Origin of the sequence: Anaerostipes caccae L1-92 (assembly GCF_014467075.1) — a bacterium.
GTDB classification, from domain to species: domain Bacteria; phylum Bacillota; class Clostridia; order Lachnospirales; family Lachnospiraceae; genus Anaerostipes; species Anaerostipes caccae.
On sequence record NZ_AP023027.1, the window covers coordinates 543,830 to 569,446 of the forward strand.

Annotated in this window: 27 protein-coding genes and 3 tRNA genes; 25 read left to right on the plus strand and 5 right to left on the minus strand. The window is 41.4% G+C overall.

Annotated elements, in window-relative coordinates; genetic code table 11:
* Nucleotides 1-86 precede the first annotated feature (86 nt).
* Together ANCC_RS02780 and ANCC_RS02785 are read right to left on the minus strand one after the other, a co-directional pair.
* On the minus strand, nucleotides 87-1,505 hold the full coding sequence (locus ANCC_RS02780; RefSeq protein WP_006567531.1) for an MATE family efflux transporter: 1,419 nt from the start codon (nucleotides 1,503-1,505) through the stop codon (nucleotides 87-89).
* Nucleotides 1,486-1,944 (minus strand): MarR family winged helix-turn-helix transcriptional regulator, encoded by a 459-nt coding sequence (locus ANCC_RS02785; RefSeq protein WP_233458269.1) that lies wholly within the window; start codon nucleotides 1,942-1,944, stop codon nucleotides 1,486-1,488. Before ANCC_RS02785 ends, ANCC_RS02780 begins: the two co-directional genes overlap by 20 nt.
* Before the next feature lie 238 nt (nucleotides 1,945-2,182).
* On the opposite strand from ANCC_RS02785, the gene ANCC_RS02790 reads away from it, so the two are divergent.
* Together ANCC_RS02790 and ANCC_RS02795 are read left to right on the plus strand one after the other, a co-directional pair.
* Entirely contained in the window at nucleotides 2,183-2,359 is a 177-nt protein-coding gene (locus ANCC_RS02790) for a hypothetical protein (protein WP_006567528.1), read from the plus strand.
* Between the two features lie 100 nt (nucleotides 2,360-2,459).
* Nucleotides 2,460-2,708, plus strand: coding sequence for a hypothetical protein (locus ANCC_RS02795; protein WP_039946720.1), 249 nt, complete (start codon nucleotides 2,460-2,462; stop codon nucleotides 2,706-2,708).
* Nucleotides 2,709-2,852: 144 nt separating this feature from the next.
* Here the strand turns inward: ANCC_RS02795 and ANCC_RS02800 are convergent, their stop codons facing one another.
* A complete protein-coding gene (locus tag ANCC_RS02800) occupies nucleotides 2,853-3,056 on the minus strand; it encodes a cold-shock protein (RefSeq protein WP_022260655.1) in 204 nt (67 codons plus the stop codon).
* Nucleotides 3,057-3,375: 319 nt separating this feature from the next.
* On the opposite strand from ANCC_RS02800, the gene ANCC_RS02805 reads away from it, so the two are divergent.
* The 4 genes from ANCC_RS02805 to ANCC_RS02820 all read left to right on the plus strand — a co-directional run bounded on the left by ANCC_RS02805 (nucleotide 3,376) and on the right by ANCC_RS02820 (nucleotide 6,978).
* Nucleotides 3,376-3,642, plus strand: a complete 267-nt coding sequence (locus tag ANCC_RS02805) for a type II toxin-antitoxin system HicB family antitoxin (RefSeq protein ID WP_317134554.1) — start codon at nucleotides 3,376-3,378, stop codon at nucleotides 3,640-3,642.
* Between the two features lie 882 nt (nucleotides 3,643-4,524).
* Nucleotides 4,525-5,595 (plus strand): S8 family peptidase, encoded by a 1,071-nt coding sequence (locus ANCC_RS02810; RefSeq protein ID WP_006567522.1) that lies wholly within the window; start codon nucleotides 4,525-4,527, stop codon nucleotides 5,593-5,595.
* Between the two features lie 3 nt (nucleotides 5,596-5,598).
* Nucleotides 5,599-5,919 (plus strand): hypothetical protein, encoded by a 321-nt coding sequence (locus ANCC_RS02815; RefSeq protein ID WP_006567521.1) that lies wholly within the window; start codon nucleotides 5,599-5,601, stop codon nucleotides 5,917-5,919.
* Nucleotides 5,920-5,931: 12 nt separating this feature from the next.
* On the plus strand, nucleotides 5,932-6,978 hold the full coding sequence (locus ANCC_RS02820; RefSeq protein ID WP_156340652.1) for a hypothetical protein: 1,047 nt from the start codon (nucleotides 5,932-5,934) through the stop codon (nucleotides 6,976-6,978).
* Nucleotides 6,979-7,212: 234 nt separating this feature from the next.
* Here the strand turns inward: ANCC_RS02820 and ANCC_RS02825 are convergent.
* Nucleotides 7,213-7,285 (minus strand) — tRNA-Gly (locus tag ANCC_RS02825).
* 237 nt (nucleotides 7,286-7,522) lie between these two features.
* Here ANCC_RS02825 and ANCC_RS02830 point away from each other — a divergent pair.
* The 12 genes from ANCC_RS02830 (at nucleotide 7,523) to ANCC_RS02885 (ending at nucleotide 20,199) form a co-directional block, all read left to right on the plus strand.
* On the plus strand, nucleotides 7,523-8,560 hold the full coding sequence (locus ANCC_RS02830; RefSeq protein WP_006567519.1) for a CpaF/VirB11 family protein: 1,038 nt from the start codon (nucleotides 7,523-7,525) through the stop codon (nucleotides 8,558-8,560).
* Nucleotides 8,557-10,059 (plus strand): hypothetical protein, encoded by a 1,503-nt coding sequence (locus ANCC_RS02835; RefSeq protein ID WP_006567518.1) that lies wholly within the window; start codon nucleotides 8,557-8,559, stop codon nucleotides 10,057-10,059. Before ANCC_RS02830 ends, ANCC_RS02835 begins: the two co-directional genes overlap by 4 nt.
* A gap of 132 nt (nucleotides 10,060-10,191) precedes the next feature.
* Nucleotides 10,192-10,338 carry a hypothetical protein gene (locus ANCC_RS02840; RefSeq protein ID WP_006567517.1) on the plus strand — a complete coding sequence of 49 codons (147 nt, stop codon included), beginning with the start codon at nucleotides 10,192-10,194 and terminating at the stop codon, nucleotides 10,336-10,338.
* Nucleotides 10,339-10,347: 9 nt separating this feature from the next.
* Nucleotides 10,348-10,833 carry a hypothetical protein gene (locus ANCC_RS02845; protein WP_006567516.1) on the plus strand — a complete coding sequence of 162 codons (486 nt, stop codon included), beginning with the start codon at nucleotides 10,348-10,350 and terminating at the stop codon, nucleotides 10,831-10,833.
* Nucleotides 10,811-11,500, plus strand: a complete 690-nt coding sequence (locus ANCC_RS02850) for a CPBP family intramembrane glutamic endopeptidase (RefSeq protein ID WP_006567515.1) — start codon at nucleotides 10,811-10,813, stop codon at nucleotides 11,498-11,500. Before ANCC_RS02845 ends, ANCC_RS02850 begins: the two co-directional genes overlap by 23 nt.
* Nucleotides 11,497-11,826 carry a hypothetical protein gene (locus tag ANCC_RS02855; protein ID WP_009289300.1) on the plus strand — a complete coding sequence of 110 codons (330 nt, stop codon included), beginning with the start codon at nucleotides 11,497-11,499 and terminating at the stop codon, nucleotides 11,824-11,826. Before ANCC_RS02850 ends, ANCC_RS02855 begins: the two co-directional genes overlap by 4 nt.
* 12 nt (nucleotides 11,827-11,838) lie before the next feature.
* On the plus strand, nucleotides 11,839-12,192 hold the full coding sequence (locus ANCC_RS02860) for a hypothetical protein (protein ID WP_006567513.1): 354 nt from the start codon (nucleotides 11,839-11,841) through the stop codon (nucleotides 12,190-12,192).
* Nucleotides 12,193-12,208: 16 nt separating this feature from the next.
* Nucleotides 12,209-12,385, plus strand: a complete 177-nt coding sequence (locus tag ANCC_RS02865) for a hypothetical protein (protein ID WP_006567512.1) — start codon at nucleotides 12,209-12,211, stop codon at nucleotides 12,383-12,385.
* Nucleotides 12,386-12,418: 33 nt separating this feature from the next.
* Nucleotides 12,419-12,796, plus strand: coding sequence for a hypothetical protein (locus ANCC_RS02870; RefSeq protein WP_006567511.1), 378 nt, complete (start codon nucleotides 12,419-12,421; stop codon nucleotides 12,794-12,796).
* Nucleotides 12,797-12,810: 14 nt separating this feature from the next.
* Nucleotides 12,811-16,950, plus strand: a complete 4,140-nt coding sequence (locus tag ANCC_RS02875; protein ID WP_006567510.1) for a right-handed parallel beta-helix repeat-containing protein — start codon at nucleotides 12,811-12,813, stop codon at nucleotides 16,948-16,950.
* Nucleotides 16,951-17,086: 136 nt separating this feature from the next.
* On the plus strand, nucleotides 17,087-19,573 hold the full coding sequence (locus ANCC_RS02880; RefSeq protein ID WP_006567509.1) for a leucine-rich repeat protein: 2,487 nt from the start codon (nucleotides 17,087-17,089) through the stop codon (nucleotides 19,571-19,573).
* Nucleotides 19,574-19,668: 95 nt separating this feature from the next.
* The gene (locus ANCC_RS02885) at nucleotides 19,669-20,199 is read left to right on the plus strand and encodes an HAD domain-containing protein (RefSeq protein WP_006567508.1); all 531 of its coding nucleotides are present in this window, start codon (nucleotides 19,669-19,671) and stop codon (nucleotides 20,197-20,199) included.
* On the opposite strand, the gene ANCC_RS02890 is transcribed toward ANCC_RS02885, so the two are convergent.
* Complete coding sequence (locus ANCC_RS02890; RefSeq protein WP_006567507.1) at nucleotides 20,196-20,804, minus strand: ATP-binding protein; 609 nt, start codon at nucleotides 20,802-20,804, stop codon at nucleotides 20,196-20,198. The two genes, ANCC_RS02885 and ANCC_RS02890, sit on opposite strands and share 4 nt — an antisense overlap.
* A 94-nt stretch (nucleotides 20,805-20,898) precedes the next feature.
* Here ANCC_RS02890 and ANCC_RS02895 point away from each other — a divergent pair, with 94 nt between their 5' ends.
* The 7 genes from ANCC_RS02895 (at nucleotide 20,899) to ANCC_RS02925 (ending at nucleotide 25,603) form a co-directional block, all read left to right on the plus strand.
* Nucleotides 20,899-21,573 carry a Crp/Fnr family transcriptional regulator gene (locus ANCC_RS02895; RefSeq protein ID WP_006567506.1) on the plus strand — a complete coding sequence of 225 codons (675 nt, stop codon included), beginning with the start codon at nucleotides 20,899-20,901 and terminating at the stop codon, nucleotides 21,571-21,573.
* 73 nt (nucleotides 21,574-21,646) lie between these two features.
* Nucleotides 21,647-21,719 (plus strand) — tRNA-Phe (locus ANCC_RS02900).
* Between the two features lie 32 nt (nucleotides 21,720-21,751).
* Nucleotides 21,752-21,822: transfer RNA gene (locus ANCC_RS02905), tRNA-Gly, on the plus strand.
* Between the two features lie 116 nt (nucleotides 21,823-21,938).
* A complete protein-coding gene (locus tag ANCC_RS02910) occupies nucleotides 21,939-22,424 on the plus strand; it encodes a GNAT family N-acetyltransferase (RefSeq protein WP_006567504.1) in 486 nt (161 codons plus the stop codon).
* 49 nt (nucleotides 22,425-22,473) lie between these two features.
* Nucleotides 22,474-23,628: an NAD(P)-dependent malic enzyme gene (locus ANCC_RS02915; RefSeq protein ID WP_006567503.1), complete on the plus strand. Its 1,155-nt coding sequence runs from the start codon at nucleotides 22,474-22,476 to the stop codon at nucleotides 23,626-23,628.
* 66 nt (nucleotides 23,629-23,694) lie between these two features.
* On the plus strand, nucleotides 23,695-24,120 hold the full coding sequence (locus ANCC_RS02920) for a MarR family winged helix-turn-helix transcriptional regulator (protein WP_006567502.1): 426 nt from the start codon (nucleotides 23,695-23,697) through the stop codon (nucleotides 24,118-24,120).
* Nucleotides 24,121-24,238: 118 nt separating this feature from the next.
* Nucleotides 24,239-25,603: an MATE family efflux transporter gene (locus tag ANCC_RS02925; protein ID WP_006567501.1), complete on the plus strand. Its 1,365-nt coding sequence runs from the start codon at nucleotides 24,239-24,241 to the stop codon at nucleotides 25,601-25,603.
* Nucleotides 25,604-25,617: the final 14 nt, after the last annotated feature.

Here is a 25,617-nt window from a genome sequence, read left to right on the forward strand (position 1 = left end):
TATACAGTCAGGGGCAAAACTAAAAACGGGTATACACACATTTTACAGTGCGTATACCCGTTCTTTTTGTGAGTAAATCCTTGCTATTATGCAGGACTGGTTTCCATTTCTTCGGTTTCCTCATCTTTTTCTTTTATATGCCGATTCAGTTTTTTTATCTCCGGAACGACAAAGAGGGCCACGATCACGGCCGATGACATATCTGCGATGGGTCCGGCAAAGAGGATTCCGTTAAGCCCCAAAAAGAGCGGCAGGATCAAAATCAGGGGAACCAGAAGCAGAAGCTGGCGGAGCATAGAGAGGACAGACGCCTTGAGAGGCTGCCCCGTAGCCTGAAAATAGTTTGTGGCCACGATCTGAAATCCAGCGCAGAAAATACCGAACAGATAAATCCTCAGACATTTCTCAGCGAAATTCACAAATGCGGAATTTCCTCCCCCGAATAAATTTACGATCAATCCCGGAAACAGCTGGCATAACAGCCATCCGATCAGTACGGAAACAGTAGCCGCCGCCACCGCATTTTTAAACAGATGTTTGATGCGGCGATATTTTTCTGCCCCGAAATTAAATCCGAAGATCGTCTGGGAGCCGATACCAATGCCGATACAAACAGATGCCAGGATCATGGCAAGCTTCATGACGATCCCCATGGCACTCAATGCAACATCCCCGCCCACGGCACTTTTGTTTCCGTAATATACGAGAGAGTTATTCATCGTAACCTGCATGATGCAGGCTACCAGCTGGGTGATGCCTGAGGAAGTGCCCAGTGCGATCACATTTTTGCAGACAGAGCCATCCAGCTTTAATTCTTTTAGATGCAGTCTCATCTGGCTCCGTTTGCAGAAGTAGAGAAACAGGATCAGTGCGGAGATGATCTGTGATGTAATTGTTGCTATGGCCGCGCCTTTGACACCCCAATGAAAGATAAAAATATAAATTGGATCAAGAATGGTATTCAATACCGCCCCGATCAGGATTCCATACATGGAAAGGCGGGGACTGCCGTCTGTCCTTGCCATATTAGAGAGACACGGTCCGATGACACTGAATGGAACACCGATCAGGATGATAGACGCGTAATCCTTTGCGTAGGGCATGATACTCTCTGTTGCTCCGAATAAACGAAGGATCGGTTCCATAAAAATAAAGCCGATCACGGCCAGCACGATTCCAGTGATAATGGAGAGCATAAAGTTATTGTTTAATGTTTTCTCGGCTTCCTCTTCTTTTTTCTGTCCCAGCTTGATTGCCGCATAAGCACTTCCGCCGGACCCGAGCAGAGTGGCGAATGCCATGATGATCGTAATGATAGGAAATGTAACCGTTGTGGCCGCATTTCCAAGGTAACCCACTCCCTGCCCGATGAAAATCTGGTCTACGATATTATAGACAGAGTTTACCAGGACAGAGATCGTGGAAGGTACTGCAAATTGGAGCAGCAGCTTTCCGACCGGTTCATATCCCAATGGATTTTCTTTCTTATTTGTCTGTGTTTCCAAATGATTTCAACCTCCTGTTCTGTATATATGAATATGCATTGTCTGAAATTTTTGTAAGCAGGGTTTCTGCCTGTTGGACTTCTTCCTCGGTAAGATTCTCTAAGAGTACTTCGTTCCACTGTCCCCGCAGATCATAAATCATTTGGAGAGCAGGTCTTGCCTCACTGGTTGTGAACAAGTGCTGGATTCTCTTATCACAGGCGTCCGGCTCCCGTCTCAGATATCCCTGATCTTCCATTTTTTTTACGGCTTTTGTGACGGTACCCTTATCGAAATGACCGATGCTGGCCAGTTTCTGCATGCTGATTCCCGGATTTTCATAAATGCACACGAGAAAGAACTGCTGTCCCGGACCGATCTCTGTGTCAGCCAGGGACCAGTCAAAGAATCTCATTCCGTGACGGTGGATAACAGAGATCAGTCTGCTGATTTTTTTCATAAAAGTCTCCTTTTTCGAATAAAGTTGAATACACAACTATTTTGGGCCAAAAAAATTAGTACTTTGAACATAGATGAATCAAAATACTATCTTAGATAAATATAATATAGCATAAATTAGTTGCATATTCAACTATATGTAAGAATAAAATAGAATATCGGCATGCAATTACCATAAATTACCAGCAACTGATGCGCATCGCTGGTGATAAAATGAGAATATAAGAAGGAGGGAGAGCATGGGATATGGGAAAACAGACAGTAAAAGTACAGACGAACATGATCGCCAAGGTGCATTGGACCCTTCATTGATACCGGAAGATAAGCCCACGGAGAGACTGAACAGACGAATGAAAAAAATATTTGATGAGGCCAGAAAAAAGGAAGCGGCAGAGGAGGATAACAAAGACTTTTGAATACCGGACACGTTGTATTTTATGCCCTTTGGACTTGGCGCGTCCGGCGCAGTAGGGTATAATACTTACTAATATAATAATTTTTATGGAGGAATGTATTATGGAAATTACAAGTCTGCTGCCGGGCGTGAAAATTGTAAAAGAGGACGGAGAAGTAAAAGAAGACGTTTTTATCTCCCAGGGGGACAAAGTTAAGGTGACAACTGTGGATGAAACGGTGACGGGGACTTTCATGCTTGTGGAGTTTGCACGTTACAGTGAAGAAGATGATATTCTCCATATGGTGAGAGATGAAGAAGGATTTGCTGTGCCCTTCGACCAGATCATTGATATTGTAAGAGCAGATTAATCCTCTGCAGGGAAGACACCAGCAACTGTATGACGCGACCGCTGCAGAACAAAATGTCATAACAAAAGAAATCAGTGTTTCCAAAATTAATAAAAAAAGATGCTCAGCGTTGTGCTGGGCATCTTTTCAGAATGATCAAAGCTATTATGCAAGACAAACGTTGACAGCCTGTAATCCGCGGTTACCCTGAGTTGTCTCAAATGTAACTTTCTGTCCGTCTTCTAAAGATTTAAAACCTTCTGCAGCAATTCCTGAAAAATGTACGAATACATCTTCTCCTGTGCTTTCGTTTGTGATAAATCCAAATCCTTTAGTGCTGTTAAACCATTTTACTGTACCGTTATTCATGTGGTACCTCCTAATATTTTTATTGTATTTGAAGCAAAAATAAAAAAATCACATATTTTTTGTAAATCATCAAGAAGTGGTAATGATTTACAAAAAATATGTGAAAATCAAAATCTTATCAAAATACTTGTTTATAATAACATGAGGGAATATAATTGTCAAGCAATTCTGAAAAATAATTCACTGTCTCAATATGGCATAAAAATAATGATCAAAGATAAGAAAATTTTTAGGCATGGCTGAAAAGTGTCCAACACTATGATAGAAGTGGAAATCAATAGCATACGCACAAGATACGTATAAATAAAAGGAGGAAATGATGAAACAAAAAATGGCTTACCCAATTGTCTTAAAGAGGACAGATGATGGATACTATGTATCAATCCCTGATTTTGATACGGGTACTCAGGGAGAAACCATTGCAGATGCAATGGAAATGGCGAGAGACGCTATTGGATTAATAGGAACTGATATGGAAGATGAAGGAAAAGAACTTCCGGAGCCCAATACGATCAGTCCTGAAATTGTACCAGGAGATATTGTAACATTAGTAGACGTTGATTTTTTAGAGTATAGAAAAAAGTAGATAATAAGGCAGTAAAGAAAAATTGTACTATTCCATATTGGATGAGTGTAGAAGCAGATAAAGCTGGAATAAATTATTCCAGATTATTGCAGGAAGCGATTTCAAATGTACTCGGAATCGAAAGAATAACAAAGCATTGACTAAATTTCAAAGATATATGAAAAAAGGTACCTTCGGTTACCTTTTTCATATATAGAGGAGTCCATTATTGGGTGTATTGCAAAATAAAATTATTCATAAAAATGAGTAACAGCTATGAGTGAGATAATAAAAGAACTGGAAAGAAGGCAGTATGCGCAATCATAGTCAGTGGGACAGAAAAGTGAGAATCCTTTTATTAGGGAGTACAAAATAGAGTGTGTAAGTTCTAAAGGAACTGCATACTCTATTTTTTGTTTGAAGCCATGTTGAAAGAAGAAATGAAGGATTATTTAGGTTACGAGAGCAATGAATGCAGAGGAAAATACGAATATGGGAGCGCGGTACGGAAGATCATGTGTACAACAAATGCGGTGGAAAGTATCCATTCAATCTTTTGAAAGATGACTATTTAAAGAAAAGGCTGAAAGATCAACATTTTAGGGCTTGTCATTATATGATGAGTCGGAGGATATTGGGTTTTTGGTGGCAGTCAAATTAACAAGTTTTGACCATTTGGCCAGAAATTAAAAAAAGGTATGCAAAAAACTTTAAAGCAATAAATAGATAATTAAAAAAATACATATAGAGCAGCCCTTCTTCAATATTTATAGTTTAATTTTTAACTATATAAATAATAATAACTATTATAATAATATTGACTATTCTTGTAGTTTATGATAGAATATTTTTACCAAATGGTTAAAACCATTCAAAAAATTGGAGATTAAAAAGGAGCTGTAAATGAAAAAAGTTTTGATATATAAATTGATGAATATAAAGGCTATCCTTTTATTTACACTGTGTTTTTCTTTAATGGCTTGTAGTTCTCAAAAAAATGTAAGGAACAAAAATTATAATAAACAGTGGGCAATTTATAACTCTGGACAAATTGTTAATGGAAAAAAGGGCAAACAGGGAATTGATATAAATATTCAAAAAACATGGAAAAAAACAAAAGGAGTTAAAAACATAATTGTTGCTGTTTTAGATACAGGAATTGATAAAACAGATCCGAATATAAAAAAATCCATCTATAAAAATAAAAATGAAAAACTTGACGGGCGAGATAATGATCATAATGGATATATTGACGATATATCAGGGTGGGATTTTTATCATAAAAATAATACAGTATATGATGATTATATTTCTGATGCACATGGAACATATATTGCAAATATTCTTGCTGGATCGCATCAGAAAGATTCATATTTTGGTGTGGCTCCAGGGATAACAATACTACCTGTTAAAATTTTGCATGGAGCAGATGGGAATCTTGAGGATATCCCGGAAGCTATAGACTATGCATACAATAGAGGAGCAAGAATTTTTAATTGTAGCTTTGATTTTGAAGCTAACAATAAGGCAATTTATAAAAAAATGAAAAAGTATTCAGATGCAGTTTTTGTTTGTGCAGGAGGAAAAGCAGGGGTCAATTTAGATAAATACCCAATATATCCGGCATGTTACCAGCTAAAAAATATTATATCAGTTGGCGCAATAAATAGTAAAGGGGAATTATATAATGCTTCGGGATATGGGAAGATAATTGATATATATGCTCCTGGCGAAAATATTGAGGTGGAAATTGGGAAGGGTGATCGTACTTTTGTCGACGGAACATCAGCTGCAACAGCTTATGTATCAGGAGCATTTGCGCTTTTAAAAAGTATTGATTCAAAAATAAGTAATGATGAAATAAAGGATATTATTATCAAGTATTCCTATAGTTTAGAAAATAAAAAAAAGGAGGGGATTGATATAAATATACTTAACGTTGATAAGGCATCAGAAAAGATGAAAAGGAGGTGAAAAATGAAAAGAAGTAAATGGTTAATTTTAACATTGGTAATTTTAATGGGTATTCTATATTACAAAGTTAGTAACAGTGAAAGAACCATTTCTACAGCCTGTTTTACAAATGAGATTCAGAAAGTGAAACAAGAAGGAAAGTACTATTTGGAGATTAAGACAACAAAGGAGAAAGTTAGGTGTATGAAGGAAGAGTATGACAGAGTTAAAAATGGAGATGGGAAATTACTATACAGTCTTATGTACAAGAAAAATCCATTTCTGACAAAGTATTTCCGTTATGAACCTAGATTACTGTGGTTGGAAGTAAAGAAATTAGAATAAGGAGAAACTGTTATGATAAAGATTATAAAAAAAGAGTTATTTATTGCAGCAATTTTATTAATCTATGTATTGAGTATGAATGATATAATATGGGCAAATACTGACGAGAAACAAACAGATAATCAGAATTTTACTCAAAGTATATCACACAAATATAATTTAACAGAAGAAGAACAGAAAGGCTTAGAAACGTTTACTCAAGATCAGCAAGAAGAAGTGGAACAAATGTTGAGAACGAATCGACAGGCAGTGGAAATAACATATAATCTAAGTGAATTAGATGAAGTGGGTGAAATCAGAAAACTCTCTGAAGCAACAATAGAGGAACTTCAAAATAGTGGGATGTCTCTGGAAGAGGCTCAGAATGTCAAACAGGAAATTAAAGAAATAGAATCAAAGACTATAGAAGTGATTTCGGAGGAATATAAATGCTCTACAACAGATGCAAAAATGTTGCAAAACGCAGTAAAAGTCAACAATAGTAAAAATATAGATGGTTTTAAAGATATAGATTATAAAAATAAATGTTCGGCTTCTGGAAGTATAAGTGCAAAAAAAATGGCTACCTCTATGGTCAAATATGATAACAGTAAAAAGGTAAAAGGAAAAAGAAAAAATGCTGATTATGAAATTTTAGTACATTATCAGTGGAAATCTGATCCTATGTTTGTTGCTTCCTCAGATCGAATAGCATGTGCCTGGGGAGGAGGATTAAATATAACTACGAAAAAGGTTGAATCAACATATAGATATTATAATCCGTCTAAAAGCAGATATATATTTGTTAATAAGACACCATCCAAAGATGAAAAACCAAATAAAGGTATTATATATACATTTCCACAAAAGTATTCAAAGGGAACAATATATTCAGCATATGCAAGATTTAGATTATATCAAGGAACATTTAAAAATTATTCCACAAAAGCTATCTCAAATTATGCTCATAGAATTATAAAAGTTACCGGGGGTTCCATATCAATTACGGGTACACCGGGAATTTCTATTGGATCAGGTTTTGATAAATCTAAACAAGTATCACAAGGGTTGCTAAGGTAAAGTCAATGGAGCAGACATGTGTATACTGGATAAAGGAATTATAGACAGAAAAATAAAATTGTGAATAAATAATATTAAAAATTATCTTATAAAAATAAAAATGGCGGTAGTTTTATAAAAAACTATCGTCATTTTTTACCGAAAAGGCCACCCAACTTTTTGACAGCAGTTATCTTTGCTGTTTAAACTGCTAGTAACCTTTACAAACACTAGACTTTCTGAAATTAAAAAAAGAGCGATAGACGGGACTCGAACCCGCGACCTCAACCTTGGCAAGGTTGCGTACTACCAACTGTACTACTATCGCATATTATCTGAAGTTCTTTGCTGAGAACAAAATTTATTCTACAATATCAGGGCAGAGATGTCAACTATATTTTTTACTTTTTACTATTTTTTTGCTGTATGAAAAAAACAATTAACGGATTGACAAAAAGATAAATATAAGTTAAAATATGGAAATAAGATATCTTATATCAAAATACAGCCAATCACTTCTACATCTATTTCAAGACAACCCCATTTCCATTGATCAGGAGGAACTATGCAGAAATTTGCAATCGAAGACAGGTATTTTGGGCCGCTGCTGCCTTTCATTCAGGACGATATGGTCACCGACGTTAACTGGAACGGAAAAGAGCTGATCGTTGACGACCTGGAGCGGGGCAGGCATACTGTTGCTGGAACAGAGATTTCAGAAAGTTTTATCAGCCAGTTCAGCGCAAGAATAGCCAATGCAGTCTCTGCTCCGTTTAATAAATATGATCCTTTGGTGGAAGCAGAAGTAGATGGACTGAGGATTTCCATTATACATGAAGATGTATGTGCCACCGGGCGGAGTATTTCTATCAGAAAGTCACCGGCACTTGTAAGGCTCAGCGAAGATAAAATTTTTAAAGAGAATTACTGCGGCAGAGAAATCCTGAATTTCCTGAAAAACTGCATTCTGGGACATATGAATATTGTGATTGCAGGTCAGGTAGGCAGCGGCAAAACAGAACTTTTGAAATATCTGACCAGGTTTATTCCGGACATGGAGAGAGTTATCACGATTGAGGACAGCTTAGAGATTCATTACCGGGAGATTAATCCGGGAAAAGACTGTGTGGCCATTGAGGTCAATGAAGATACTTTTGGCTATGTAGATGCCATTAAAGCATCTTTAAGACAGCTGCCTACGTGGATTCTTCTGTCGGAAGCCAGGGGCGAGGAAGTACAGCATTTAATACAGTCCCTTACCACGGGACACTATTCGCTGACAACCGTTCACACAGATGATGTGCGAAGGATACCGGAGAGGATGAAAAATATGGTGGATGATCCTATCGCATCGGAACGTATAGAGAGGGACGTCTATGGATTCGTTGACTTGGGGATCCTGATACGGAAGGAACAGAGTCCGGATGGCAGAATTCGCCGTTACATTGATCAGATTGCCTGTTTCTATCTGGACAAGACCGGACAGAAAACAATACAGTTGATCTTAAAGGACCGGAGGATTATAAATAAAGAACTTCCGGAGAAATTAAAGAAGAAATTTTTGGTCAAAGATCCGTTCCGATGGGAGGGGAGTGAACCATGAGACAACATCATAAACGAACAATTCTGACAACATTTCGGTACATCAAATATACAAATCTAAAAAAAGAGATTCGTGGCTATGGATACTCTTATTCATTTAAAAAATATCTCGCATCTTTACTTTTATCTTTCCTTGGAATTCTTTTAGCAGGAAAATTTTTTCATCTGCAAATACCTTATATCATAGGCCTGGGTCTGGCATATCTGTGTTTTTTTCCGATTATTATCATCCGGCAGTTTAAATATATGTATGAACAGCAGAGATTCAGGGATGTGGTGAATTATTTGGAGCAAATGATGTATTCTTTCAAAAAACAGCCTAAGATCATTGTGGCATTGGAGGAGACAAAACAGCTTTGTGAAGGCCGTATCCTGGAGCTTATCGATGAGGCAGAAAAAGCCATCAGCAGTCCGGGTGCAGTGGACGATTTATACCGGCACGCACTATCCTGTATCGAGCAGGAGTACCGCTGTGACCGGATGAAGATGCTGCATGACTATCTGGTCAAGGTGGAAAATCTGGGCGGTCAGTACCAAAGTACATTAAATATCATATTAGACGATGTGAAAGAATGGACAGAGCGGACATATCTCTTTCAGAAAGAGAGAAAAAGCATGAAATTTAAGATCGTACTATCTCTAACCGCATCTCTGGCAGTCGCGGGGACCACAGTTATGATGCTGGCCAGCGATGAGATGCTTGGAAAGGTGCTCAGGGGACCGCTCTATCAGAGAACGACGTTTTCTCTTTTGGTTTTATTTCTGATGTTATATCTGGGAGCACAAAAACTGCTCACAGGCTCGTGGCTGAAAGATACACTGGATGAAAATCCGGAACAAATCAAAAAAGATTTTAAGACAATGCGGGAGGAAAAGGACGGAAAACAGCCGTGGATCATTACTATACTGAGTTTTCCCGTTTTACTCCTGGGGTTTGACTGGCAGAATCTTTATATTATAGGGGCGGTAACAGCCCTGATAGCCGCAGCGTGGTTCACGCCGTCGTTAAAGAGAAAGAATGCCGGGGGAAGAATTCTAAAAGAGATCAATCAGAAGTTTCCATATTGGCTCAGGGGGATCGCACTGAGCCTTCAGACAGAAAATGTCTATGTTGCGATAAGGGATTCTCTTGATCAGGCACCTTATGTATTAAAGGAACAGATAGAGATACTTCTTCGTAACATTGATGAAGATCCCGAATCTATACTGCCGTATCAGAATTTTCTGTCGGAGTTTGATCTGCCGGAAATACAGTCTGCCTCCAGAATGCTGTATTCCCTTACCAACTGTGGGAAAGACGATTCCGAGGCACAGATCAATACCTTGATTCACCGGAATAATGTATTGATGGACAAGGCAGAATGGCTTCAAAATGAGAATGATGTAGCAGGGATAGGAGCGTTGACGTTTGTGCCCATGATACTGGCAACTTTCAAGATGATCATGGACCTGGGATTGATTTTTGGAAGTTTCTTTACGCTTTGGACGAAGCTTCCGTAATAGACAGGAGGATATATGCAGGATTTTTTTGAGGAACTGGGAGCGGTTTTATTTTTGCTGCTTACAGGCATTGGTATTTGTGCAGTCTACATTCATTTTGTTCAGCTGATCAGCTGAAAGGAGGTGACACCTATGAAGACAATCATTGACGAATACGGCAGCATCATCTTGTGTGTGATCGCGGGAACCGCGGTGCTTGCGTTTCTGGGAGTACTATTATCTGCTGCTGCCCGGTTTGGAACGGCCTTTTTTGACTCTATCAGCTGCGCATTGTGTTAGGAGGATGAGGTGAAGCAGACCATTGAGAATTACGGAAGGATTATTGTGTTATTAGCAGCAGCTTTTGGAGCAGTTTTCCTCATACGAAATACAGTCTATTCACAGCTGAAAGCAAACGGCGTGATACAGGATACCAATCATATCTCATCCAATGAATTTTTTCAAAAGCAGGGCAGACCAAAGTTGTCTGGAGTCCGTGGGGAAGACGGCACGGCAAAAAGACTTGTCATTAGAAAAGAAGAAAAGCTGAATCCGAGAGAGCTTGTAAAGGCAGAGGATAAAAAAGACGGTGACTTAACAGAAAAGATCAAGATTTTTGTTGTCACGAATGAGGGAGGGAAAGAAGTGAGATCTCTGTTTGAGTCAGAATATCTGGATACGAGTCATGATAAAGAATTCATTCTTTTATATACGGTTAAAAACTCCATAGGGTTAGTTTCGGAAGGAAGAATTAAGATACTGGTAAAGAATTATGGTGAAAATCACAGTGAATGAAGATGTGAAGCGGTTCCTTATATATTATACAATTTACAGAATCTGCGGACAGCTGTGCAGCCTGATCGGAATTCCCGGTCTGTATCCAAATCTGATCAGCGGCCTGTGCCTGATCCTTCTTTGCAGCCCCTTTTTGGCAAAGGATCAAAAGAAAGGATTCATAGTCCGCAGAGAGCTGATCTTATTTACAATATCTTTCTTTTTCCTCACGCAGTACATCTCTGTTTATCTAACTGATATTTTTCATAACAGCAAATTTATAATGAATCAAGAGGCTGAGAAAAGCCCGATCTTAGTAAACGCAGCTGCGGCAGGGATTGTTGGACCGGCAGCCGAGGAACTTTTATTCCGCAGATTCTTGTATGAAGGACTAAAACCAATGGGAAAAGTAAAGTCGTCTCTGATTTCCAGCGTTATTTTTGGGCTGTGTCACAGACAGGTGATCCAGGGAATCTATGCATCACTGTGGGGGAATGTCTTTTGTTTTGTGTATGAAAAAAATCAAAGCTTAAAAGCACCTTTTTTAGTACATATGATCAGCAATATGCTGTCTTTTTCACCGATTCTTTGGATCAGTCTGAATCATGTTTGTTTTACCGTCTGTATTACTTTTATTTCCGCATGGATCGTCTGCCTGGCGATTAAGAAGAAAGGGGAATGTTTATGAAGATGCCTGTCGAATTAGTCGTCAGTGTGATTCTGCTCTGCCTCGGTGCCTTTATAATGGCTTCATATAACGGAGCGGCACTGGAGGAGGCCGGAGCGAGAGCTGTTCATGAGGATATGATAGGGAGAATTGAGGCCAGTGGTTTTGACCCTTTGACTATTAAAGAGTGTGAAAAAGAGGCGTCTGAAAAAGGATACAGTCTTTCCATAAAAAATGACGGCTTTTATGATGATAAGCCAAAGTATAAAGTAGTGCTGGCTTATCATCTGAGGATAAAACTGCTGGGAATTGCCAGCCGGCAGGAGATTGAAGGGTATGCATTATGAGGAGGATAAAAAATGAAGCTGGCTGTAGAGACATTTGTATGCTGTTTTATTATAGCCGCAGGAATGTTTTTAAATGTCGTTTATTGTGCCAATACGAAGGTGGTCTCCAACGCAAAGCAGTACCAGTCGGCCGCAGTCCATAAGATGGATGCGGCAGGTTTTTCAAAAGCAGTGGTGGAGCAGTGCCGGAAGGAGGCAAAGGAGGACGGGTATGTTTCTTTGGATGTATTAAAGGAACAGGCTGATGAGAACAGGGCCCGCTCTCTTGTAACATTGAAGTATAAATTATATGTACCTCTGCTGCGGATAGAAAAGGTTTGTCAGATCAGAAGCTATGCGAACAGTGTAACAGAGGATGAAGAATGACTGAAAGGAGTTATTTATGAAAAGTTTTTTAGAAGATTACGGATTGATTATTGTAGCGGTGATCGTAGTGCTGGCTTTATGTGTTTTTGCCAAAGGTACTTTTGTGACGCAGTTTCAAAAAGCGCTGACGGATACCATTTCAACATTTTTTGAGAAGTCAGGTGCAAACAGCTCGTTTATTCTGCTGGGATGACACGGCGGGGCATAAAGCAGAGGAGGAGCCATTATGAAAGGGGCAGTCACAGGAATTATTTTACTTGTCATCTTAATCTACTCTGTGTTTATAACACAAAATATTGCAGGCCTCACAACCAGAAAAACAGAACTTACGATGGATGTCTCCAATGCGGTTGAACAGACTTTGGACAATATGAAGGAGGAACAGTATGAATCCAGAGAGCAGATGGCAGAGATATTTGTCCGGGATTTAAAGACACAGATTACATCAGATGCCGACATAGAAGTGGAGATTATCGGAGCCGACCATATCCACGGCCTGCTGGACGTCAATGTCCGTGAGACCTTCCTTACTTCAGACGGAAAGAAAAAAACGATCGAGGTCAGAAAAACAGCAGTGCTGGAACAGTTTCAGGAAGAAGCATAAGGGGGCATGTCAGAATGAAAAAATGGGGAAAAAGAATCATTTCCGGTGTGATTGCAGCAAGCCTGCTGACGGCAGCTGCGATATCGGGATCAGAACAGGGCACAGGCACAGTGGCTTCGGTCGTTCAGGCCGGCACAGAGACGAGCTTTATGGGAAAACTGCTTGAGGGTGGATACATCGATGTATTCACCTCCGGGACTCAAGAAGAACAGAATAAATTTTATGACGGGTTAAGTCCGCAGCAGCAGTCTGTGTTTTTGGAAGTGACAAACTGTCAGATTACAAGGGAACTTATAAAAAGCGAACGTTCAAAGGAGGAGCTGGAACAATTTTTTGACCGGCTGCAGCCTTATTTTTTGATACTGAAGAAGGGAAATCAGGAGAAGCCGGATGATGAGATCGTCATAGAGTGTATAAATCAGATTGAGGGAACAGATTATCATTCTTCAGAGCAATATATAAAACAGCTGGTTTCAGGAAAAAAGGATCATTATTTGGAATTTTACAACGCCCTGAAACTGGTGAAGGACGGGAAACTGGAAATTGAGAGCGCAGTGGATGATTTCTATAAAGAACTTGGCTTTCTCAAGAAAGATAGGGTTCCAGCAAACTCAGCAGAAGTATCCCGGCAGTCAGTCCAGGTACAGAAAAAAGCGGCGGCAAAAGCTGTTTCAGACGGATATTCCAACTTTAAAGCCGTGAGTTCTTTGAAAGCTTTGAAAGATGCTGTGGCTTCCGTAAAGAAAGGTGAGAAAATAGCCGTCCGTGTGGACAAGGGTTTTAATGTGACATCAGTGATCAGGACGAACGGCCGGCATGTGAAGATTTACGCGGACGGTGAGAGCGGACATAATCTCAACAGGACTGCAGGATATAAAGATGTCATGTTGGAAGTAAATGGAGGATCACTCACATTAGGGGCTTATGACGGAGATGGAAGAGCAAAAAATAATCTGTACATCAACGGAAAAAATATCGCTGCGTCAGCTCCTTTGATAGAAGTTACATCAGGGCACCTGTATCTAAATAAATACAGCCGTATCATAGACGGATATTTTTTGGCGGACTTTGCGGGAGGGGCAGGAATTGCACTGAATTCCGGTACATCCTGTTATATGTTTGGCGGCAGGATCGACAACTGCCGGGCAAAGAGCAGCAAAGACGTATCTTCCGGTTCACCGAAATCTTCTCACGGAGGAGGTGTCCTGGTCGGCAATGGTTCTTCTTTTTACATGTTTGCGGGATCAATAGAACACTGTCAGGCGATTCATGGCGGAGGCATTATGAACTATGGAACCCTGAGACTGTACGGAGGTGCGATTTCAGACTGTGCAGCGTCCAACCAAAAGAAGGATGCTCTCGGAGGAGCGGTTAAAGTGCAGGGAGCGATCGAAACGGATGGAAAAGTAAGCTCTACAAAAGGTGACTTGGGCGTCTGGAAGTACAGGAGATCCGCTGCATGGATTGTGAATGGAAAAGATGGATATCAGCAGGTAACCACCACGGGTGTGGTATTAAAAAACAATCAGGCCGATGCAGGCGGAGCCATATGTTTGAACAACGGTTCAAACGGAGCCATCCAAGACTGCAGCATTAATGGAAATCACAGCACCGGAAACGGAGCAGGCATCTGTCTGTCAAACGGCAGTTATAAAAAGGGCGCCGCTTTGGAACTAAAGATGGGAGCCGTGATTCACGGAAATGAAAGCAAAGGTTATGGAGGAGGTTTTTACTGTGCGGATTCTGTGAAAGGCTCTTTAAGCGGAGGAACTATGTATGATAACTCGGCAAAATATGGCGCAGGCATCTATCACGAGGCAGAATTCCGCATGAGTGGAGGAACTGTAAGAAATAATCATTCCGGCAATTCCGGGGGCGGAATCTATGCAAAGGGAAAACTTTCTATGACCGGAGGAGAGATATCTGCCAATACAGCCGCCACATACGGGGGAGGAGCCATTTTAAAAACTGCCGGAGGTTCTGTAAGCGGAGGAAGTATCAAAGGCAATTCCGCCTCTGCCAATGGTGGGGGACTTCAGATAGACGGAACAGTCTCACTTTCAAACGCATCGGTAAGTTCTAACAGCGCTTCCGGGAAGGGCGGAGGTATCTCAGTAAGTTCATCCGGCACATGTAATTTAAGCAGCGGCAATGTCAGCGGAAACACCGCAAAGGCGGGAGGCGGGGGTATTTACATTGACGGCACCTGCAAGGCAAACGGGAGCAGCTTTACTGGAAATCAATCCTCCGGAGACGGAGGAGCTGTTTACATAGCCAGCGGTACTTTTACAACGTTTCAGGCGAATCAGGCAGTAAACATCCAGGGAAACAGTGCGTCCGGAAATGGCTCAGGTATTTATAACAGAAATATTACGGTTCTGAACAACAACGCCCATATCTTGAACAATCATTGCAAAAATGGTACACAACGGGGTATTTTTCATCAAGGAAGTCTGTTTTCAATAGAAGGAAATACGGAGATACAACAGGAAATTTATCTTGCAAAGGACCGGTTTGTTACGGCTTCCAACCGATACTTTTCCAACAGCAATTCATTGAAGGCCAAAATTTCTCTGGATACTGCCAATATACGAAACGGCTATGCGGTAGTAAAAGGGAATGTATCAAATTCTGCGGACGGTAATTACAAGACAGGAGAGGCATTGCTGAATAATCAGTCTGCGGGCGGAAGATTTGTGTATGCAGGCAGCGGATATGTCATGAGACCGGGAAATTTAAAGAAATCATCTTCTGGCTGTGCTCCATTCAGCATTGTTCTGAGTCAGGCATATCAGATTCGCTATGATAAAAATTCAAAAGAGGAGGTCATGAACATGCCGACGGCAGCAGTTAAGTATTGGGAGGAGGACATAAGGCTGTCGGCGCTGACACCTGCCAGTGGGTCGGGCGCGTTTGTGGCATGGAATACGAAAGCAGATGGGACAGGAGACGGGTATCAGCCGGGGAATGTTTATACGGCAAATGCGGATGCGACTCTTTTTGCTCTTTGGCCCCATTACAGAGTGGAGTATCTGCCTGGAATTCGGAGTGCCGCTGGCACGACGGACAGCCAGGAACAAAACAAATCTGAGGATATACTGCTGAGGAAAAACGGGTTCCGGTCATCAGAAGGGAAGTTTGTAGGCTGGAAACAGGATATCAGCAGTGCCCGCAAAAGAATGGAATTAGAACCGGTGGGATATAAAGAATTAAAAGAAGAGCGGGAAAAGGGTAAATTAAATCATATATTAGACTTTGCAGAAAGCAATAAAAAAGTCAATTCATCTGAAAATTTGGATAATATAAATAGCTTATTGGATGTTGAAGATATATTTTTTATGGAAGGCCAATGGGACAGTAAACCAGATATTATTTTGAACGATAAAAAGACTTTTTTAGAGAATGAAAAAATAAAGAAGAATGATTTATTAAAAGTTGTAAAGGGTTGTTATGATGAAGAAGATGGAGAATTGACAAAAAAAGTACAGATTATAAAACTAGATTACGCAAAAAGTATGAAAGGATACCGGCCGGAAACCCAAAATTTTTCTGGAGGAATGAATGATACAGATGTAATGGACACTTATTTTATGAAGCTTGAAAAAGATGAGACAGTAGAAGTCAAAGTTACTTTTCAAGCTGAAGACAGCGTTGGAAATGTTGCAGAAAAAGAAGGCACGGTATGTGTAACTTATAACAATCCTCCCAAATTACATTCACAGAATCTTGCATTTTATCAAAAAGATCTAGACAACAATCCACAGACCATTCTTAAAGAAATATTTGAAAACTATCAGGTAGAAGACATAGAAGATGACAAAAAAGGCCTGAAAGTACCAGTGTCTGTTATTGATCCAATACCGCTGCAAATTGAAAAGTTAAATTCGGTAGGTGAGCATAAAATTGTTTATCAGGCAATAGATTCTTTGGGGAAGAAAACAAAACTTGATTCGATAGTATATATCGCCGAGAACAATCCTTTTAAAGACTCATATAAATATAATGTAAGATTTATAAATAAGAAATATTTGTATACCTTGAAAGAGTCGAGCAAATGGAAGAAAGACGAGGAATTAAATGCTCAGCTCACAAGTCAGCTGGAAAAAACAAAGGAAGATGCTGTGTTAAAATATGAATTTGAAATAAAGAAATAAATATACAGGGAATGGCGAAAGTCGTTCCCTGTATATTTCAAATTAATACATGGAATTTTTTACTTATTTTGCTATAATATATTTATGAGAGAAAAGATACTAAAAACCATCATTATATTAATCATGTGGAGATGTTATGAAAAAAGAGGTTAAAATTATATTAGTATCTTGTTTATTTGTAATCGTGAATTTTAGCATTAGAAGCGGAACGACAATTCATGGGGAAAGTTTTATTGGGCAGACTTTTAAAGCTGGCAGTTTTTCATATGAAGTTATTTCAAAAAATGAAGTTTTGGTCTATAAGTATGACCATCAGGAGCCGGATACAATGGAAGTGGTTTCGTCGGTGGAATACCAAGGGAAAAAGTACAATGTTACAAAGTTTCATTATGATCATTCGGATGCGATAACTAAGAAGATAGTAATTCTAAGTGGTGTAAAAGAAGTGATTATAAATCCTGACGGAGTACCCGGCTATGAATATCCAAATCTGGAGGAACTCATTCTCCCAGATACTTTGGAGTACATCAACCCCGGCTTTTCTTTTACTATGACCAATTTAAACTCCATCCAGCTGTCCGATAAAAACAAATATTATAAAGTGGAAGATAATGTTCTGTTCAGCAAGAATGGTACTGACCTGATTGCCTTTCCAAGCGGAGATGACAGGATATCTTACCGCATTCCGAATGGCGTCCGGACAATAAAGAAAGAAGCCTTTGCGTCCAATCAAAATTTACAGGATGTTTTAATTCCTGTTTCTTTAACAGAGTTAGAGCCGTGGACATTTGCCGGTTCCCACATTCAGCGATTAGATCTTTCCCATGTAAAAAAGGCTGGGAGAGGAACGTTTGAATTCTGCCATAACTTAAAAGAAATAAAACTTGGAAGAGAAACGGTTCTAAATGGAGGGCAGTTTTATGAAAACCGTTCACTGAAAGATATTTCCGTGGAGGAAGGAAATCCGAAGCTATGGTCAGAAGACGGTGTGCTGTACGGCCGTTCCGGTGATGATAAGACATTGGTCTGTTATCCATCGGCAAAAGAAGAATTAAGCTATGCTGTTTCTCCCGGTACTAACTGCATTGAAGACAGCGCATTTCATATGTGCCGTCTGGATCAGGTGTTCCTGCCGCCGAGTGTACAGAAGATCAGCAGTTCTGCATTTAATTATGGAAACGACGGGAAAGCTGAAAAGCCAATCCAAATTTATTTATGCGGGGACAGGCTGCCGGAGATAAAGAAGGCAGCTTTTACCGACTTAGCTTCCGGAAGTGTAATCTATTTAAAAAACCAGGAACTGAAAAATCAGTTTGACTTAGGAAATCAGAAAAACCGGTATATTGATCAGCAGGATAAGGAGTCAGTGATCCAAGTTTCAGGTATGGAGCAGCAGCCGGCTGAAGATATCATATTGGATAGTGAGTCGGTTTCTCTGGACATGGGGAAGGATGGAAGACAGGTAAGCCGTTTGCTGGAAATTTCGCTGTTTCCTCTTTCATCCACGGATAAGATCATAGTTTCGGGAAGTGACCATAGAATTTTAACGGTAAGCGATCTGGGGAGGATTACTGCAGTTTCACCGGGGACTGCTTTCGTTACAGTAAAGGCAGGGAACGTGAGGAAAGAGTGCCGCGTGACTGTGTATGGCCCTCTGGGGAATTCAGATGATATCCCAAAGCAGTTTTATACAGGGGCAGAAATACGTCCGGAACCGGTTGTGAGAAATCATAACGGCCAGGTGCTGAAGCGTGGAAATGATTATACAGTGGAGTATAAAAATAATAAAAATCCCGGCAGGGCAGAAGTGCTGATAGAAGGTATCGGCTGCTTTCAGGGAAGTATAAAGACATCTTTTGATATACGGATCAAGGGGAATGATGTTTCCGGAGCAAAAGTTGTCTATCCGCAAAGGTATTACTATTATGAGGGAAAACCAGTCACGCCGAAACCATCGGTGAGCCTGAATGGAAGACATCTGGAAGAGGGAAGAGACTACTGTATAGAGTACATGGGGAACAATGGCATCGGCTTTGGCTGTGTATGTCTGACCGGGATCAATGATTACTATGGTCAGAATTTTTCTTATTACCAGATTATACGGAGAAAAGACAACAATAAAAAATACGAAAAAATCAGCTTTGTCTCTCAGCCTAAAAACAGTGTATATACCGGGAAATCAATCTTCAGGACAGTCAGAGTAAAAAGCGGCAATCGGGTTTTAAAGTTAAACAAAGATTATACGGTGAAGTATACTGCAAATAAAAACTGCGGAAAAGCCAGGATGGAAGTCATAGGAAAAGGGGGTTATACAGGAAAGATCAATAGGTATTTTGTAATTGTTCCAAAGAAAGCACGGATCAGGAAAATAAAAGCCGGGAAAAAGAAGGCAAAAGTTTATATCAGGAAAAGTCCCGGCAAGCCAAGCGGTTATCAAATCTGCTGGTCAGCAGGAAAAAACTTTTCTAAATCAAAGTCGGTATCTACCGCCGGAACAGTGCGTTGGATGAGAAGACTGAAACGAAAAAAATATTACTGCATAAAGGTACGGGCATATAAGACGATAAATGGAAAGAAATATTTTGGAAGTTACAGCGGGATAAAAAGAGTGAAGATAAAATAAAACAGGACTTATCCCGGAATTTCCCGGAAAACGAATGAAAGTAATGCTGCGTCTTGATATAATAGAAAAGGTACCAGTTATATAAAGAGAAAGGGATGGAGCATATGAGAGCCTTTGATAAATGGCGGTTCCGGGTAAAGCCTCAAAAGATCATTTTTTTAGATATCGACGGTGTGCTGAACTCTATGGAACTGTTTGATAAACTGGAAGAAAGAGACATGGAGCCGTTCATGGGCATTGATGTGGATGAAGATAATTTAGAACAGCTGAGATATATTGTGGAGAGAACGGGGGCACAGATTGTACTGTCGTCAAGCTGGCGCCATGCGTGGCATGAAAAAGGGCCGATGATCAGGGTAGGGAGAGCATTGGATCAGGCCATGGCTTCCTATGGCCTGAAGATTATATCAAAAACGAAACATCTCCATAAAGGAAACCGTTCGCTGGAAGTAAAAGACTGGATGCGCGGGAAACGCATCCGGTCTTTCGTGATTCTTGATGATACGGATTATGATTGGGAAGAGTACAGCCTGGGAGAACACTGGGTCCGCACAAGCTTCATGGAAGGCGGGCTTACCAGAGAGCTGGCCGGAAAGGCAGTGGATATTTTAAATCAAAGTTCTTAATCCAGGATGATCCCTTCGGTAGAAATGGTGATAACATTGAGCGGAATGGATTTTTTGCTCTGTTCAAGGGCAGTGCGCACCGCATTTTCCAGCCCTCCGCAGCAGGGGACTTCCATCCGGGTGACGGTGATGCTCTTTAAATTGTTTTGGCGGATGATCTCTGTCAGCTTTTCTGAGTAGTCCACGGGGTCCAGTTTTGGACAGCCGACTAAGGTGACTTTCTGTTTCATAAACTGTTCGTGAAAGTTTCCGTGTGCGAATGCGGTACAGTCGGCGGCAACCAAAAGGTGGGCGTTGTCAAAGTACGGGGCGTTCACAGGCACCAGCTGGATCTGTACCGGCCATTGGCGCAGCGCACTCATATTATTCTTTCTCTGGTTTTCAAGAACTGCCGCTTTGTTGTAGTCCGGGGCCTCCCTGTCTTCAAAGGAGATGGCGCCGGTCGGACACATTGGAAGGCAGTTTCCGAGTCCGTCGCAGTAATCATCCCGGATCAGTTTTGCTTTTCCGCCGATCATCTGAATGGCACCTTCGTGGCAGGCAGAAGCGCAGAGACCGCATCCATTACATTTTTCCTCATCTATTTTAATTATTTGTCGTATCATTTTTAATTTCCTCCTTGAGTTTGTAATCTCATCATACTATAATGAGCACGAGTTGTCTGTTGAAAAATCAACATATTTAGAGGAGAGTTGTAAAATGGAGCAAATATTATCTCATTGTCCCCTGTTCCGAGGAATAAAAGAGGAGGACTTAGAGGGCATGCTGGGCTGTCTGTCAGCCAGAAAAGAAACGTATGCTTCCAGGGATACTATCTGTCTGAATGGAGACAGGATGGATGAAGTGGGGATCATCGTGGAAGGAGAAGTCCTGATCGTCAGAGATGATTTTGAGGGGAGGAGAGCGATTCTTGCCCATATTGGGCCGGGTGATGTGTTCGGAGAGACCTATGGCTGTCTTCCGGATGCGGAGCTGCCTGTATCGGTTGAATGTGCCAGAGATTGTACGGTGCTGTTCTTGAATTACCATAAGGTACTGACGACCTGCGACGCCAGCTGTGCGTTTCACCAGAGGCTGATTGAAAATATGGTTGTGCTTTTGGCTGAAAAGAATGTACGTTTAAATCAAAAGCTGGAGTGTCTTGAAAAAAGGACTACAAGGGAAAAGATTCTCGCATATATAAACCAGGAACAGGAGAAGCAGAAAACATCCCGGATTAAGCTTCCTTTTTCTAAAAAAGATCTGGCCGATTATCTGTGTGTGGACAGGAGCGGTATGATGGTGGAGCTGAGAAAACTCCAGACGGAAGGTGTTTTGTCTGTTGAGAAAAATATCATTGCGGTTGAAGAGAGACAGGATAATTCCGCAGGGTGACAAAAAATCTAAAAAAGTTCTTGATTTGGGCTTTATGATATGGTAAAGTATAGAAGTCGCAGAAATGAGACATGCCCAGATAGCTCAGTCGGTAGAGCAGAGGACTGAAAATCCTCGTGTCGCTGGTTCGATTCCGGCTCTGGGCATTACAGAGAATTGAAAAGACTCTGTCATATATGCGGGTGTAGTTCAATGGTAGAACTCCAGCCTTCCAAGCTGATCACGTGGGTTCGATTCCCATCACCCGCTTAGCAAGCCGTTTTAGAGATATCTCTAAGATGGCTTTTTTCTTTCTTCCGCGGCAGCTTTGACCGGTATGCAAAAGCTGCGGGATCAAAAGAGTGAGAAAAAGGAGTGGATTGTACATGGAACTTACGGTGAGACAGTTTAAAAAAGAAGATTTAGAAGAGATGACAGCGATATGGAATCAGGTAGTGGAGGAGGCCAATGCGTTTCCGCAGGAAGATACTTTTTCTTTAAAGGAAGCAGAAGAATTTTTTGCAGGCCAGTCTTATACTGGGGTGGCTGAATCGGATGGAAAGATTCTTGGACTTTATATACTGCATCCGAATAATGTGGGCAGGTGCGGACATTTATCCAATGCCTCCTATGCGGTCAGCAAAGATGCAAGAGGACGGCATATTGGAGAACAGCTGGTTTTGGACTGTATGGAAAGGGCGAGAGAGCTGGGATATAAAATTCTGCAGTTTAATGCGGTGGTAGCGTCTAATCAGGGTGCGCTGAGACTTTATGACCGGCTTGGATTTCAGCGGCTCGGGACAGTGCCCGGGGGCTACCGCTTGGCAGACGGCAGATATGAAGACATTATTTTATTTTATATCACACTGTAATATAATAAAAGAAAACCGTAGATGAAAGAGATTCATAAAGGAGAAGGTCATGGATTACAATGAATTGGCGCTGAAGATGCACGAAGAAAACAGAGGAAAAGTGGCGGTAAGGTCAAAGGTGACGGTTGAGACGAGAGAAGACCTGAGTACAGCTTATACACCCGGAGTGGCAGAACCGTGCCGAAAGATCAGGGACTGCAAAGAGGATGTGTACCGCTACACTGCAAAAGGAAATCTGGTAGCTGTGGTTTCCGACGGGACAGCAGTACTCGGCCTTGGTGATATCGGACCGGAGGCGGCCATGCCGGTCATGGAAGGAAAAGCGATTTTATTTAAAGAGTTTGCCGATATCGATGCGTTTCCGATCTGTCTGGACACGAAAGATGCGGAAGAGATCATAAAGACAGTAAAAAATCTGGCGCCTACATTCGGAGGGATCAATCTGGAAGATATCTCTGCGCCGAGATGTTTTGAAATAGAACGCAGGCTGAAAGAAGAGCTGGATATACCGGTGTTTCATGACGATCAGCACGGGACAGCCATTGTCGTGGCAGCAGGGCTGATCAATGCGCTGAAATTTGCGGGAAAGAAGCTGGAAGATGCAAAGATAGTGATCAACGGAGCGGGTTCTGCCGGTATTTCTATCTGTAAGCTTCTGCTTCAGTTCGGGGTAAAAGACGCGGTGCTCGTTGACCAGAAAGGCGCCCTGTGTCCGGGGGAAGCATGGATGAATGATGCACAGAAAGAAATGGCGGAAAAAACAAATAAAGACAGACAGACAGGAGATCTCTCTGAGATTATGAAGGGAAAAGACGTGTTTATCGGCGTTTCTGCACCGAATATTGTCACATCAGAGATGGTCGCGTCTATGGCAAAGGACCCGGTAGTATTTGCCATGGCAAATCCAGTGCCTGAGATTATGCCGGATGAGGCGAAAAAAGGCGGGGCGAAGGTGGTAGCTACCGGCCGTTCGGATTTTCCGAATCAGATCAATAACGTGCTGGTGTTCCCTGGAATTTTCCGCGGGGCTTTGGATGCCAGAGCTTCTCAGATTACAGAAGAGATGAAGATGGCGGCGGCCCGGGCAATCGCGGGAATCATAGCTGAGGAAGAATTAAACGAGGATTATATTATCCCCGGAGTGTTCGATAAGCGGGTTTGCAGTGCGGTTGCAGATGCGGTAAAGGCAGAGAGCCGGAAATAAATTAATGGTTGAAATTTTTGGTCCAGTCTTGTAGAATATGTAGTGCACTACATATGGAGGCGGATTATGAACCAGGAACGGGAAATCGGAGCCAGATTTAAACATATCCACGATAAGTTTACTCAGCATATGAATCAGAAACTGCGCTGCCTGAATGTGACTTATTCCCAGATGGAACTGCTTTTATATCTGGCAGAACATCAGAACCGGAAGATAACCCAGAAAGATATCGGAGAATTCATGAGAGTGAAACATTCCACGGTCATCGGTATTTTAAGGCGTCTGGAGACGAAAGGATTTTTATACTGTGTTGTGGATGAAGAGAATAAGAGATGCCGCAATGTGATTCTCACACAGAAAGGGCTGGATTTAAAAAGTGAAATGGAAGTCCACCTGAGAGAAGAAGAAATGCGCATCAGAAAAGCATTGTCGGAAGAAGAGTCACAAAGACTCTGTGAATTGCTCGGAAAAGTACTCGAAAGCCTGGAATAAGATAGAAAACAGCAGATGAAAGTGCCCTGCGGCGCTTTCATTTTTATTACAGACGTGAAATTTTATTAGAGTCCATTATGTAGCTGGCTGCATTTACGATAAAAGGAGGAAGAAACGAATGGATAATAAGGTATTTGAATCATATCCGGTGCCTAAAGCGGTGGCCACGCTGGCCCTGCCCACAGTGCTGAGTATGCTTGTAACTATTTTTTATAATATGGCCGACACTTTTTTTGTCGGACAGACCGGAGACCCAAACCAGGTTGCGGCAGTGTCTCTGACGACGCCGGTATTTATGCTGCTCATGGCGGTAGGAAATATTTTTGGCATCGGCGGATGTTCCTATATCTCCAGGATGCTTGGAGAGGGAGAGACAGAAAAGGTAAAGAAGATCAGCAGTTTTTGCTTTTATGGCAGTATCATAGCAGGCGTCATCATGATGATCGTCTTTCTGGGAGGAATGCCGGTTATTCTGAAACTGATCGGATGCAGTCCCAACACAGAAGAATACGCGCGGAGCTATCTGACCTATATCGGTCTGGGATCTGTCTTTGTCGTAATCTCCATGGCCTTTAACAATGTAGTCAGAGGAGAGGGAGCCGCCAAGATTTCCATGATCGGAATGATGATCGGGACCATCGTCAATATCGTGCTGGACCCGGTGATGATTCTGGGCATGAACATGGGAGTCGCGGGTGCGGCCATCGCAACTATCATCGGAAATATTTGTACGGTTGTGTTTTATCTGTTTTTCTTTGCAAAGATGAAGACAGGACTTTCAATTTCGCCGAAGCACTTTACGGCAAAAGAAAGAATCCTTTCGGGGGTATTTGCCATTGGGATACCCGCGTCGATCAATAATATTCTGATGAGCACAGCAAATATTATTCTGAATAATTTTCTCGCATCTTACGGTGACATTCCGGTGGCGGCCATGGGTGTAGCTATGAAGGCAAATATGCTTGTCATTCTCGTGCAGATCGGACTGGGCTCAGGTGTCGCTCCTCTGATCGGATACTGTTACGGGTCAGGAAATCTGGAGAAGATGAAGAAGACGATGAAGTTTTCCATGGCATGCAATGTGATCATGGGAACAGTGCTGTCACTGCTTTATCTGCTGTTTACAGAGCCGATCATCCAGGCATTTATCAACGACGGATCGGTGGTAGCCCACGGTGTGAGAATGCTGAGAGTCTTAATGATCTCCGGCCCGGTTATCGGCATCATGTTCGTCTTTATGTTTGGGTTCCAGGCGATGGGAAAAGCAATTCCGTCCCTTATCCTGTCACTGAGCCGGCAGGGGCTTGTATTCTTCCCGGTTCTGCTGATCACAAATTATTTATTTGGACTTGAGGGAATCGTATTTGCCCAGCCTGTGGCGGATTTGGCGTCGCTGGGTGTTTCCTTCCTGCTGTTTATAAAGATAGCAAAGGAATTGAAGGAAAGAGAGAAAGAACTGGAATTACAAAAGGCGGAAGCATAAAAAGAGCCATGGAA

Excerpts from the sequence above, each read along its gene's own strand:
- ANCC_RS02835 (WP_006567518.1), top strand. The coding sequence starts at position 8,557 with ATGAGACAACATCATAAACGAACAATTCTGACAACATTTCGGTACATC.
- ANCC_RS02880 (WP_006567509.1), top strand. The coding sequence starts at position 17,087 with ATGAAAAAAGAGGTTAAAATTATATTAGTATCTTGTTTATTTGTAATC.
- ANCC_RS02920 (WP_006567502.1), top strand. The coding sequence starts at position 23,695 with ATGAACCAGGAACGGGAAATCGGAGCCAGATTTAAACATATCCACGAT.
- ANCC_RS02800 (WP_022260655.1), bottom strand. The coding sequence starts at position 3,056 with ATGAATAACGGTACAGTAAAATGGTTTAACAGCACTAAAGGATTTGGA.
- ANCC_RS02795 (WP_039946720.1), top strand. The coding sequence starts at position 2,460 with ATGGAAATTACAAGTCTGCTGCCGGGCGTGAAAATTGTAAAAGAGGAC.
- ANCC_RS02870 (WP_006567511.1), top strand. The coding sequence starts at position 12,419 with ATGAAAGGGGCAGTCACAGGAATTATTTTACTTGTCATCTTAATCTAC.
- ANCC_RS02785 (WP_233458269.1), bottom strand. The coding sequence starts at position 1,944 with ATGAAAAAAATCAGCAGACTGATCTCTGTTATCCACCGTCACGGAATG.
- ANCC_RS02910 (WP_006567504.1), top strand. The coding sequence starts at position 21,939 with ATGGAACTTACGGTGAGACAGTTTAAAAAAGAAGATTTAGAAGAGATG.
- ANCC_RS02895 (WP_006567506.1), top strand. The coding sequence starts at position 20,899 with ATGGAGCAAATATTATCTCATTGTCCCCTGTTCCGAGGAATAAAAGAG.
- ANCC_RS02810 (WP_006567522.1), top strand. The coding sequence starts at position 4,525 with ATGAAAAAAGTTTTGATATATAAATTGATGAATATAAAGGCTATCCTT.
- ANCC_RS02875 (WP_006567510.1), top strand. The coding sequence starts at position 12,811 with ATGAAAAAATGGGGAAAAAGAATCATTTCCGGTGTGATTGCAGCAAGC.
- ANCC_RS02805 (WP_317134554.1), top strand. The coding sequence starts at position 3,376 with ATGAAACAAAAAATGGCTTACCCAATTGTCTTAAAGAGGACAGATGAT.
- ANCC_RS02865 (WP_006567512.1), top strand. The coding sequence starts at position 12,209 with ATGAAAAGTTTTTTAGAAGATTACGGATTGATTATTGTAGCGGTGATC.
- ANCC_RS02860 (WP_006567513.1), top strand. The coding sequence starts at position 11,839 with ATGAAGCTGGCTGTAGAGACATTTGTATGCTGTTTTATTATAGCCGCA.
- ANCC_RS02830 (WP_006567519.1), top strand. The coding sequence starts at position 7,523 with ATGCAGAAATTTGCAATCGAAGACAGGTATTTTGGGCCGCTGCTGCCT.
- ANCC_RS02790 (WP_006567528.1), top strand. The coding sequence starts at position 2,183 with ATGGGATATGGGAAAACAGACAGTAAAAGTACAGACGAACATGATCGC.
- ANCC_RS02890 (WP_006567507.1), bottom strand. The coding sequence starts at position 20,804 with ATGATACGACAAATAATTAAAATAGATGAGGAAAAATGTAATGGATGC.
- ANCC_RS02815 (WP_006567521.1), top strand. The coding sequence starts at position 5,599 with ATGAAAAGAAGTAAATGGTTAATTTTAACATTGGTAATTTTAATGGGT.
- ANCC_RS02850 (WP_006567515.1), top strand. The coding sequence starts at position 10,811 with ATGGTGAAAATCACAGTGAATGAAGATGTGAAGCGGTTCCTTATATAT.
- ANCC_RS02885 (WP_006567508.1), top strand. The coding sequence starts at position 19,669 with ATGGAGCATATGAGAGCCTTTGATAAATGGCGGTTCCGGGTAAAGCCT.
- ANCC_RS02855 (WP_009289300.1), top strand. The coding sequence starts at position 11,497 with ATGAAGATGCCTGTCGAATTAGTCGTCAGTGTGATTCTGCTCTGCCTC.
- ANCC_RS02915 (WP_006567503.1), top strand. The coding sequence starts at position 22,474 with ATGGATTACAATGAATTGGCGCTGAAGATGCACGAAGAAAACAGAGGA.
- ANCC_RS02840 (WP_006567517.1), top strand. The coding sequence starts at position 10,192 with ATGAAGACAATCATTGACGAATACGGCAGCATCATCTTGTGTGTGATC.
- ANCC_RS02925 (WP_006567501.1), top strand. The coding sequence starts at position 24,239 with ATGGATAATAAGGTATTTGAATCATATCCGGTGCCTAAAGCGGTGGCC.
- ANCC_RS02820 (WP_156340652.1), top strand. The coding sequence starts at position 5,932 with ATGATAAAGATTATAAAAAAAGAGTTATTTATTGCAGCAATTTTATTA.